General features: G+C 71.3%; 10 protein-coding genes. 7 read left to right on the forward strand and 3 right to left on the reverse strand.

What is annotated here, in order from left to right; genetic code table 11:
- Positions 1-24 precede the first annotated feature (24 nt).
- From ABEE00_RS35515 to ABEE00_RS35530, 4 genes are all read left to right on the forward strand, one after another.
- Complete coding sequence (locus ABEE00_RS35515; protein WP_345749954.1) at positions 25-867, forward strand: sugar phosphate isomerase/epimerase family protein; 843 nt, start codon at positions 25-27, stop codon at positions 865-867.
- A complete protein-coding gene (locus ABEE00_RS35520; RefSeq protein ID WP_345749955.1) occupies positions 864-1,517 on the forward strand; it encodes a TetR/AcrR family transcriptional regulator in 654 nt (217 codons plus the stop codon). Before ABEE00_RS35515 ends, ABEE00_RS35520 begins: the two co-directional genes overlap by 4 nt.
- Positions 1,518-1,663: 146 nt before the next feature.
- A complete protein-coding gene (ilvD, locus tag ABEE00_RS35525) occupies positions 1,664-3,508 on the forward strand; it encodes a dihydroxy-acid dehydratase (protein WP_345749956.1) in 1,845 nt (614 codons plus the stop codon).
- A 145-nt stretch (positions 3,509-3,653) separates the two neighbouring features.
- Positions 3,654-4,166 carry a hypothetical protein gene (locus ABEE00_RS35530; RefSeq protein WP_345749957.1) on the forward strand — a complete coding sequence of 171 codons (513 nt, stop codon included), beginning with the start codon at positions 3,654-3,656 and terminating at the stop codon, positions 4,164-4,166.
- A 103-nt stretch (positions 4,167-4,269) separates the two neighbouring features.
- Here the strand turns inward: ABEE00_RS35530 and ABEE00_RS35535 are convergent, their stop codons facing one another.
- The 3 genes from ABEE00_RS35535 to ABEE00_RS35545 form a co-directional block, all read right to left on the reverse strand.
- The gene (locus tag ABEE00_RS35535; protein ID WP_345749958.1) at positions 4,270-5,850 is read right to left on the reverse strand and encodes a SulP family inorganic anion transporter; all 1,581 of its coding nucleotides are present in this window, start codon (positions 5,848-5,850) and stop codon (positions 4,270-4,272) included.
- Positions 5,851-5,860: 10 nt separating this feature from the next.
- The gene (locus ABEE00_RS35540) at positions 5,861-6,484 is read right to left on the reverse strand and encodes a carbonic anhydrase (RefSeq protein ID WP_345749959.1); all 624 of its coding nucleotides are present in this window, start codon (positions 6,482-6,484) and stop codon (positions 5,861-5,863) included.
- A gap of 358 nt (positions 6,485-6,842) precedes the next feature.
- Positions 6,843-7,214, reverse strand: a complete 372-nt coding sequence (locus ABEE00_RS35545) for a hypothetical protein (RefSeq protein WP_345749960.1) — start codon at positions 7,212-7,214, stop codon at positions 6,843-6,845.
- Between the two features lie 209 nt (positions 7,215-7,423).
- On the opposite strand from ABEE00_RS35545, the gene ABEE00_RS35550 reads away from it, so the two are divergent.
- The 3 genes from ABEE00_RS35550 (at position 7,424) to proC (ending at position 9,927) form a co-directional block, all read left to right on the forward strand.
- Entirely contained in the window at positions 7,424-8,272 is an 849-nt protein-coding gene (locus tag ABEE00_RS35550; RefSeq protein ID WP_451918746.1) for an ABC transporter ATP-binding protein, read from the forward strand.
- Positions 8,269-9,006 carry an ABC transporter permease gene (locus ABEE00_RS35555; RefSeq protein WP_345749961.1) on the forward strand — a complete coding sequence of 246 codons (738 nt, stop codon included), beginning with the start codon at positions 8,269-8,271 and terminating at the stop codon, positions 9,004-9,006. Before ABEE00_RS35550 ends, ABEE00_RS35555 begins: the two co-directional genes overlap by 4 nt.
- 111 nt (positions 9,007-9,117) lie before the next feature.
- Positions 9,118-9,927, forward strand: a complete 810-nt coding sequence (gene proC / locus ABEE00_RS35560; protein WP_345749962.1) for a pyrroline-5-carboxylate reductase — start codon at positions 9,118-9,120, stop codon at positions 9,925-9,927.
- Positions 9,928-10,212 lie beyond the last annotated feature (285 nt).

The following is a 10,212-nucleotide window of genomic DNA, read 5'->3' on the forward strand; positions in this document are numbered from 1 at the left end:
CGCGTACGTTCTAGGCTGTCTGTCGTGGTGTCCCCAGCAGTGCGCGTACCCGGTGCGAAGGTCGCGCTGTCCACGGCCTCGGTCTACCCCGAATCCACCGCGACGGCCTTCGAGATCGCCGCCAGGCTCGGCTACGACGGAGTCGAGGTGATGGTCTGGACGGACCCGGTCAGCCAGGACGTCGAGGCCCTGCGCAGACTCTCCGACTTCCACGGCGTCCCCGTACTGGCCGTGCACGCGCCCTGCCTGCTGATCACCCAGCGGGTCTGGTCGACCGACCCGTGGACCAAGCTCCAGAAGGCCCGCGCTGCCGCCGAGTCGCTGGGCGCCTCCACCGTCGTGGTGCACCCGCCCTTCCGCTGGCAGCGCAGCTACGCGCGCGAGTTCGTGAACGGGATCTGGCGCATGGCGGACGAGACCGACGTCCGCTTCGCCGTGGAGAACATGTACCCCTGGCGCTACCGGGACCGCGAGATGATGGCGTACGCGCCCGACTGGGACCCCACCCAGGACGACTACCGGCACTTCACCCTCGACCTCTCGCACACCGCGACGGCGCGCAGCGACGCCCTCGCGATGCTGGACCGCATGGGCGACCGCATCGGCCACATCCACATCGCCGACGGCAACGGCTCGGCGAAGGACGAGCACCTGGTGCCGGGCCGCGGCAAGCAGCCCTGCGGCGATCTGCTCGGGCGGCTCGCCGCGCAGGGCTTCGACGGCCACGTGGTGGTCGAGGTGAACACCCGCCGCGCCATGTCGGGCGCCGAGCGCGAGGAGGACCTGGCCGAGGCGCTGGCGTTCACCCGGCTCCACCTCGCGGCGGCCTCCGACCTGCCGACCCGTCCCGCGCGGGACCTGCCGTGAGCGGCCGCCCCGCCAAAGCCGCGCGCCGGAGGGGCCGCCCCTCCACCGCCGAGCTCGCCGAGGGCGCCCCGGCGGCGCGTGACCGGATCCTGAGCGCGGCCCGCGCCGAGTTCGCCGAGCGGGGGTATGAGAAGACCTCGATCCGCGGCATCGCGCGCGGAGCGGACGTGGACCCCGCGCTGGTGCACCACTACTTCGGGTCCAAGGAGGAGGTCTTCGCCGCCGCGGTCGAGGGCGCCTTCGCGCCCGCGCTCCAGGTGCCCGAGCTGCTGAGCACGGGCACGGCCGAGGACATGGGGGAGCGGCTGGCCCGCTTCATGTTCGGGATCTGGGAGAACGAGGCGACCCGCGAGCCCCTTCTCGCGATCATGCGCTCGGCCGTCAACAACGAGACCGCGGCCCGCATCTTCCGCGGCCTCATCAGCCGCCAGCTCGTCACCCGGGTCGCCGGCGAGCTGAAGGGCCCGGACGCCACCCTGCGCGTCGAGCTCGCCGTCTCCCAGCTCGTCGGCAGCGCCCTCCTCCGGTACGTGATCAAGGTCGAGCCGCTGGCCTCGGCCGACCCCGAGGAGCTGGTACGCAGGCTGGCGCCGGTGGTCCAGCACCATCTGGTGGGGGAGCCGCTGGGGGACGGGACGTCCGGGGCCTAGACCTCGTACCCGTACCGTCCGCCCCCCGCCGTACTGTCCGCACTCCGGCCCCATATCTCATATCCCGGTCCCCCCGTCCCGGATCATGAACCCGGGGCGTAGTCTCGGGAGACACCCTCATTCCGTACACAAGGAGTGGAGCAGTCATGCCCGAGATGAGGTCCCGCACCGTCACCCACGGCCGCAACATGGCGGGCGCGCGCGCCCTTATGCAGGCCAGCGGCGTAGCGCGGGCCGACATCGGGCGGAAGCCGATCATTGCGGTGGCCAACAGCTTCACCGAGTTCGTGCCGGGCCACACCCACCTCGCCCCGGTGGGCCGGATCGTCTCCGAGGCGATTCAGGAGGCCGGCGGCATCGCGCGCGAGTTCAACACGATCGCCGTGGACGACGGCATCGCCATGGGCCACGGCGGGATGCTCTACTCCCTGCCGTCCCGCGACCTGATCGCGGACTCCGTGGAGTACATGACGGAGGCGCACTGCGCGGACGCGCTGATCTGCATCTCCAACTGCGACAAGATCACCCCCGGGATGCTGAACGCCGCGATGCGGCTCAACATCCCCACCGTGTTCGTGTCCGGCGGCCCGATGGAGTCCGGCACCGCCACGCTGACCAACGGGACGGTCAAGAAACTCGACCTGATCACCGCGATCTCCGAGTCGGCGAACGAGGGCGTCTCCGACGCGGACCTCAAGACGATCGAGGACAACGCCTGTCCGACCTGCGGTTCCTGCTCCGGCATGTTCACCGCGAACTCGATGAACTGCCTGACCGAGGCCATCGGCCTCTCGCTGCCGGGCAACGGCTCCGTCCTGGCCACGCACACCGCGCGCAAGGCGCTGTACGAGAACGCCGCGCGCACGGTCGTCGAGGCGGCCAACCGCTACTACGGCGAGGACGACGAGACGGTCCTGCCGCGGAACATCGCCGGGCGCCCCGCGTTCGAGAACGCCATGGCCCTGGACATCGCCATGGGCGGCTCGACCAACACGATCCTGCACCTGCTGGCGGCGGCGCAGGAGGCCGAGCTCGACTTCACGATGAAGGACATCGACAACCTGTCGCGGCAGCTCCCCTGCCTCTCCAAGGTCGCGCCGAACGGCGCGTACTACATGGAGGACGTGCACCGCGCCGGCGGCATCCCCGCCATCCTCGGCGAGCTCTACCGCGCGGGCCTGCTGAACGAGGACGTGCACTCGGTGCACAGCCCCTCGCTCGCGGACTGGCTCAAGTCCTGGGACATCCGCGGCGGTTCGCCGTCCGCCGAGGCGGTCGAGCTGTTCCACGCGGCCCCCGGCTGCGTCCGCTCCGCCGAGGCCTTCTCGCAGTCCGAGCGCTGGGAGTCGCTGGACACCGACGCGGCCGAGGGCTGCATCCGCGACGTCGAGCACGCGTACTCGCAGCAGGGCGGCCTCGCCGTGCTGTACGGCAACCTCGCCGAGAACGGCTGCGTCGTGAAGACCGCCGGCGTGGACGAGTCGATCCTGACCTTCACCGGGCCCGCCGTGGTCTGCGAGTCCCAGGAGGAGGCCGTCGAGCGCATCCTCAACAAGGAGGTCAAGGAGGGCGACGTCGTCGTCATCCGGTACGAGGGCCCCAAGGGCGGCCCCGGCATGCAGGAGATGCTCTACCCGACCTCCTTCCTCAAGGGCCGCGGCCTGGGCAAGGCCTGCGCGCTGATCACCGACGGCCGCTTCTCGGGCGGCACGTCGGGCCTCTCCATCGGCCACGCCTCCCCGGAGGCGGCAGCGGGCGGCGCGATCGCCCTGGTCAGGGACGGTGACGAGATCGCCATCGACATCCCGAACCGTACGATGCGGCTCGTCGTCCCCGACGAGGAGCTGGCGACCCGCCGCGAGTCCCTGAACGGCCGCTACGCCCCCCAGAACCGCGAACGCAAGGTCTCCACGGCCCTCCGCGCCTACGCGGCGATGGCGACCAGCGCCGACAGGGGAGCGGTCCGCGACCTGAAGCAGCTGGGGCTCTAACTCCGTACGGAGGTGTGGGCAGTCGTTCCGCAGGGGCGGAACGGGTGGGCACACCGGAACCGCAGCCCCCGGCCCCCACGCAACCCCGTTGCCAAGGGGGCCCGGGGCGCAGCCCCGCACGCACACACCCCGCATAATCGGCACCGTGACGAGCAACGAGCCCCCCAAGGAACCCCAGCCGGAACCCCTCCGCTTCTTCGGCACCACCTGGCTGGACCACACCGACGGCTACGCCGCGCGCCGCGCCGCCCTCGCCCTCGGCTCCCTGCTCGGCGCGGTCGCCGGCGCCTTCCTCCTCCGCCTCGCCTACCAGGGCCTGGCCATCGCCCAGGTCGGCGGCTGGATCAACATCATGATCGTGCTCGCCTTCGCGGTCTGCAGCTCGCTCGCGTTCTCCCGCACGCTCACCGGCTTCACCCGCAGCCCGGAGGAGGCGGCCGCCGACCGCACCCCCGAGTCCTCGATGCGCAGCATCAAGGCCATCGGCTTCATCGGCGTCCTGCTCGCCTACGCCTGGCGCTGCGTGATCGAGGCCCCCGGCGAGAAGCAGCACCGCCGCGCGTACGAGGAGGCCGTGGCCCGCCACGAACGCCTGCGCTCGTCCCGTACGGGAAACCCCGCCAGGTCGAAGGCCAAGAAGAAGAACAAGAAGCGCTGAACGCCCCGCGCTGAAAGCGCCGAAGGCGCCGAACGCGCTGAGGGCGCCCGCCCCCGAAGGGACGGACGCCCTCGACCCCTAAGGGATCAGCGACGGCGAGGCGCTACACCCCGGACCGCTCCCGCTCCGGCTCGGCGGCGACGTCCGCCCCCGCGAAGCCGTCGGTACGGCCCGACCGCGCGGCCTCCCTGTTGTGCTCCTCCTCCCAGTTGGAGAGGGCGAGCCCGCACGCGTGGTCCACATGCCGCAGCCCGGCGAGATGCAGCTCGACGGACCGCTCGGCGGGCAGCGACTCGAGCTGGTCCAGCAGCTTCGGCAGCCGCAGGAACGTGGCGTTGCCCTGCACCTTGACCCGCAGCGGGCGCCCCTCGCCCGGGTCCTCGGTCTCCACGTGCACGTGCGAGGTCTCCCAGGCCAGCTTGAGCACGGACATCAGCAGACCGATCAGCACGCCCTCGAACATGTCGGTGACGACGATCGCGATCGCGGTGCTCGCCAGCACCACGGCCTCCGCCCTGTGCTCCCGCCACAGCGGACCGAAGTCCTTGACGGGCATCAGCTTCCAGCCCGCGTGCACCAGCACACCGGCCAGCGTGGCCACCGGGATCAGCTCCAGTACCGCGGGGAACGCCGCGGCGAAGAGCAGCAGCCACACGCCGTGCAGCACGCGCGAGGCCTTGGTCTTCGCGCCGGCCTGCACGTTCGCGGCGCTGCGGACGATCACCGCGGTCATCGGCAGCGCGCCGAGCACACCGCACACGGTGTTGCCCACGCCCTGCGCCATCAGCTCCTTGTCGTAGTGGGTGCGCGGACCGTCGTGCAGCCGGTCCACCGCCGCGGCGCTGAACAGCGACTCCGCCGAGGCGATCAGCGTGAAGGCGAGCACCGTGCCGAGCATCCCGACCGAGGCGAGCCCCGCGAACTCGCTGAGCGGAGGCGGCTGGATGGACTCGACCAGCCCCTTCACCTCGATCCGCGCGATGGGCAGGTCCATGGAGACGGTCGCCACCGTCGCCAGCAGCACCGCGGCCAGCGGCGCCGGCAGCACCTTGGCCCCGGCCTTCCACTTCGGCCAGAACACCAGCACGAGGATGGTGCCCACGCCGACGGCCAGCGCCGTCATGGCCTTTCCGTCCGCGAGTGTGTCGGTGACCAGCCCGCCGAGGCCGAACACCTTGTCCAGGCCGCTGCTCGGCTGTTCGGCGTCGGCCAGCGCGTACACCTGCCCGGCCATGATGACCAGGCCGATGCCCGCGAGCATGCCCTGCACGACGGCCACGGATATCGCCCGGAACCAGCGGCCGAGCTTGAACGCGCCCATCACGAGCTGGAGCAGGCCGGCGGCGAGCACGATCACGCCGAGCGCGGCGAGCCCGTACGTCTTGACCGCCTCGTAGCAGAGCACGGTCAGACCGGCGGCCGGGCCGCTGACCTGGAGCGAAGAGCCCGGCAGGAAGCCGGTGACCAGGCCGCCCACGATGCCGGTGATCAGGCCCAGCTCGGCCGGGACGCCGGAGGCGACGGCCACGCCGACGCACAGCGGCACCGCGACCAGGAAGACCACGAGGGACGCGGTGAAGTCCGCGCGCAGCGTGCCCCGGCTCCGCAGGGGATTGAGCTTGTCCGTCAGGGAGGTTGGTGAGTTCTGAGTGTTCTGTGTGTTCTGAGAGTTCTGGGAGTTCATGGTCGGCACCTCAGACCGGCAGGAAGGCGTCGGCGTGTGGCTGGTGCTCCAGCACCAGCCCGGTGTCGATGGCGTAGAACCAGCCGTGCAGGTTCAACTGCCCGGCCGCCTCCCGCTCGGCGATGCACGGGTAGCCGCGCAGCCGCTCCAGCTGGGCCCGCACATGCCGTTGTACGGCGGCGGACACGTCGGGTTCGTCCTTCTCGATGTGGTCGGCGAGTTCGGCGGGCTCGGCGAGCTGGCTCGCCAGCCAGCCGTCGACGCAGGGAACGGCGGCGAGATCGTCGCCCCGGACCCGCGCGCCCACGGCGCCGCAGTGCGAATGGCCGCACACGACGATGTCGGGCACGCCGAGCACGCACACCGCGTACTCGATCGTGGCCGCCTCGCCGCTGGGCAGCGGCTGCTCCGACGTGCCGTACGGGGGCACCGCGTTGCCCGCCGTGCGCAGCTCGAAGAGCTGGCCCGGCCGGGCACCGGTGAAGACCGACGGCACCACGCGGGAGTCGGAGCAGGTGATGAAGAGGGCTTCGGGGGCCTGGCCCTCGGCCAGCCTGCCGAAGGTCTCGCGTTCCTCGGCGCGAGCGCTGATGCGGGAGTGGAAGTCGCGTGCGTGATGGATGAAGGACTGCATGGGGGTTGCCTCCACCCCGGCCCTGCCGCGCACAGCGACACCTGTCCACGGCCCTGCGGCTCCATTGCCGGAGGAGTGGACTGGGACGGGTGCCTGCGCAGGACGGGGTCGGTTCGTAGCGTCGGATTCGGCGTTACGGACAGGGGTGCGCGCGGATGCGCGGGCCCTCCGCGCGGTGCAGAGCAGGCGCGGGGATGCGAATACGCGGCTTCACGGACGGGGCATCGACGTGCCCGGGGCGAGCACCGGAGTGCCCTGGTGCCCTGGTCGGATACCGGAGTGCCCTAGAAGGACACCGGAGTGCCCGGGACGGACACAGAGGTGCCCGGGGCGGTCGTCGAAGCGCCCGATGTCCGGATCAGCAGCGGAACACCTGGTGAAGCAGGGGGATTTCGACAGTTCTCCCCCGGGAGAACCCTTCACTCCCCGTGATCGCGGCCACGGCCTTCGGGGCCACGCTGGGGCCGAAGTGGCACACGCACATGTGCAGTGGATTCACCGTCGGCGCCGGGGTGTTGACCGGGTTGCGTGCTCCGCGGTGTGACTGGCAGTCGGCCGGGATGGTGTCGCGTTCCGCTTCGCCCTGGATCTGGCTCTGCTGGATGGAGGCGACACCGTGCTCCGAGGCCGGGACGACCTGCGCCGCCGCACTGTCAGCGGCAAGCAGCGCGGTCAGGAGGAGGGAGACGGCGGTGACGAACGCGCGTATGACGGTCCTGCGACGCCGCATCGCAACCTCCTTCCAGTCACTCTCGACAGTGAACTCCATTGTGTCCAAAGGGCTATGACAGTTTGCAAGTCGCTATGTGAACGCTGCGTGAACCCCGACGCAGAAATGGCCGGATAGTGCCCTCTCGCCCGTTAGGCGATCCGCCCCTGCGCCCCACCCGTGCCCCCGTGCCCTTGACGCGCCCCGCTGCGCGGAGGATTATTCAACACATGATGAATAACTCCCGCGCCCCGAACGGGCACCCCGCGCCCGACCGCCCGCCCGACCGGACCCCGGCCCTCCGCGCCGCCGGCCTCTCCGTCGTGCGCGGCGGCCGCACCGTCGTCGACGACCTCGCCTTCGACCTCGCCCCCGGCACCGTCACCGGACTCCTCGGCCCCTCAGGCTGCGGCAAGTCCACGCTGCTCCGCGCCATCGCCGGCACCCAGGCCAAGGTCACCGGCACCCTCGACGTGCTGGGGCTCCCCGCGGGCTCCGCCGCGCTCCGCTCCCGCACCGGCTATGTGACCCAGGCCCCGAGCGTCTACCGCGACCTGACCATCCGTCAGAATCTCGACTACTACGCCGCCGTGCTCGGCATCCCCCGCCGCGAGCGCCCCGCGCAGACCGACCGGGCCCTCGCCGACGTCGACCTCGCCGCGCACGCCGACCGCCTCACCGGCAGCCTCTCCGGCGGCCAGCTCTCCCGCGTCTCGCTCGCCGTCGCCCTCCTCGGCAGCCCCGAGCTCCTGGTGCTCGACGAGCCCACCGTCGGCCTCGACCCGGTGCTCCGCCGCGACCTGTGGGACCTCTTCCACCGCCTCGCCGCCGAGCACGCACCCGACGGCGCCCGCCGCACCCTGCTGATCTCCTCGCACGTCATGGACGAGGCCGACCGCTGCGGCCACCTCCTGCTCATGCGCGAGGGCCGCCTCCTCGCCTCCGGCAGCCCCGACGAGCTGCGCACCCGCACCGGCACTGGCTCCGTGGAAGAGGCGTTCCTCAAGCTCGTCGACGAGGCCCGCGCCACCGACACCGAAGACACCGGCACCGACTCTCGTACGGGGAGCCCGCGATGAACCCCGCCCGCACCCTCGCCACCGCACGCCGGGTGCTCCGGCAGCTCGCCCACGACCCGCGCACCGTGGCCCTGCTCCTCCTGGTCCCGGTGCTCCTCCTCGTACTCCTCTATTACGTCTTCGACTCCCAGCCCCGCGGCTTCGACGGCATCGGCGCATCCCTGCTCGGCATCTTCCCGATGGTGACGATGTTCCTGGTCACCTCCATCGCCACGCTCCGCGAACGCACCTCGGGCACCCTGGAGCGCCTGCTCTCCATGCCCCTCGGCAAGGCCGACCTGATCCTGGGATACGCCCTCGCCTTCGGCCTCCTCGCCGTGCTCCAGGCAGGCATCGCCACCGGCGTCGCGGTCTGGCTCCTCGACCTGAACTTCGCGGGCTCGCCCTGGCTCCTGCTCCTGATCGCCCTGCTCGACGCGCTCCTGGGCACCGCGCTCGGCCTCTTCGTCTCGGCCTTCGCCGCCTCGGAGTTCCAGGTCGTCCAGTTCATGCCGGCGGTGATCTTCCCGCAGCTCCTCCTCTGCGGCCTCTTCGCGCCGCGCGACACCATGCAGCCGGTCCTGGAGTACGTGTCCAACGTGCTGCCCATGTCGTACGCCGTAGACGGCATGAACGAGGTGCTCACCCACACCAGCCCCACCGGCGACCTCGTGCGCGACGTGCTCGTCGTCGCGGGCGCCGCCGCCCTGGTCCTCGCCCTGGGAGCGGCCACCCTGCGCCGCCGCACGCCGTGACCCCCGCAGCCTTCGCCGCCTTCCACCAGTCGGACGGCCCCGGCCCGACCTCCGTACGCAGTGCGAGTATGGCCGCGACGCACGCACGCACTGGACGAGGTGAGCCGCCCCATGACCCAGAAAGTCGCAGTCCTCGGCACCGGCAAGATCGGTGAAGCCCTGCTCTCCGGGATGCTCCGCGGCGGCTGGTCCCCGTCCAACCTGCTGGTCACCGCCCGCCGCAAGGAACGCGCCGACGCCCTCCGCGAGCGGTACGGGGTCGAGCCGGTCGGCAACGCCGAGGCCGCCGAGCACGCCGACACCCTGATCCTCACGGTCAAGCCGCAGGACATGGGCACGCTCCTCGACGAGCTCGCGCCGCACGTCCCCGCCGACCGCCTCATCATCAGCGGCGCCGCCGGCATCCCCACCTCGTTCTTCGAGGAGCGCCTGCACCAGGGCACCCCGGTCGTCCGCGTCATGACCAACACCCCGGCGCTGGTGGACGAGGCCATGTCCGTCATCTCCGCCGGCACCCACGCGACCGAGGCCCACCTGTCGCTCACGGAGGAGATCTTCAACGGGGTGGGCAAGACCCTGCGCGTCCCCGAGGGACAGCAGGACGCGGCCACCGCTCTCTCGGGGTCGGGGCCCGCGTACTTCTACTTCCTGGTCGAGGCCATGTCCGAGGCCGGCATCCTGCTGGGGCTCCCCAGGGACAAGGCCCACGAGCTGGTCATCCAGGCCGCGGTCGGCGCGGCCACGATGCTCCGCGACAGCGGCGACCACCCGGTCACCCTCAGGGAGAACGTCACCTCGCCCGCCGGCACCACCATCAACGGCATCCGCGAGCTGGAGAACCACCGCGTGCGTGCCGCGGTCATCGACGCGATCGAGGCCGCCCGCGACCGCAGCCGCCAACTCGCGGGCGGCAAGGGCTGATCGAGCGCCGGCCGAGCGCCCGAACGCGCCCGCGCCGCGAGGTTTGAAGCTCCGCGCGGGCATGTTGTAGGCTTACTGAGTTGCCACGGAGGCGGACAGCTTCCACGGCAGCCATCCCGCCGTCCGACGGCATCCACTACACAGCACGATCTCCCTTCGCGGGAAGCTTTTCGGCATGCCGGAAAACGATCGCGGACGCTGATTTTGATCAGCCGGGGAAATCCACTAACGTAGCGGCCACGCCGGAAGGCACCCCGCCGACAGGGGAAAAGCAGGAACGAATTC

It is taken from the genome of Streptomyces odontomachicola (genome assembly GCF_039605595.1).
Classification (GTDB): Bacteria; Actinomycetota; Actinomycetes; order Streptomycetales; family Streptomycetaceae; genus Streptomyces.

Excerpts from the sequence above, each read along its gene's own strand:
- ilvD (WP_345749956.1), top strand. The coding sequence starts at position 1,664 with ATGCCCGAGATGAGGTCCCGCACCGTCACCCACGGCCGCAACATGGCG.
- ABEE00_RS35535 (WP_345749958.1), bottom strand. The coding sequence starts at position 5,850 with ATGAACTCCCAGAACTCTCAGAACACACAGAACACTCAGAACTCACCA.
- ABEE00_RS35540 (WP_345749959.1), bottom strand. The coding sequence starts at position 6,484 with ATGCAGTCCTTCATCCATCACGCACGCGACTTCCACTCCCGCATCAGC.
- ABEE00_RS35545 (WP_345749960.1), bottom strand. The coding sequence starts at position 7,214 with ATGCGGCGTCGCAGGACCGTCATACGCGCGTTCGTCACCGCCGTCTCC.
- ABEE00_RS35550 (WP_451918746.1), top strand. The coding sequence starts at position 7,424 with ATGATGAATAACTCCCGCGCCCCGAACGGGCACCCCGCGCCCGACCGC.
- ABEE00_RS35555 (WP_345749961.1), top strand. The coding sequence starts at position 8,269 with ATGAACCCCGCCCGCACCCTCGCCACCGCACGCCGGGTGCTCCGGCAG.
- proC (WP_345749962.1), top strand. The coding sequence starts at position 9,118 with ATGACCCAGAAAGTCGCAGTCCTCGGCACCGGCAAGATCGGTGAAGCC.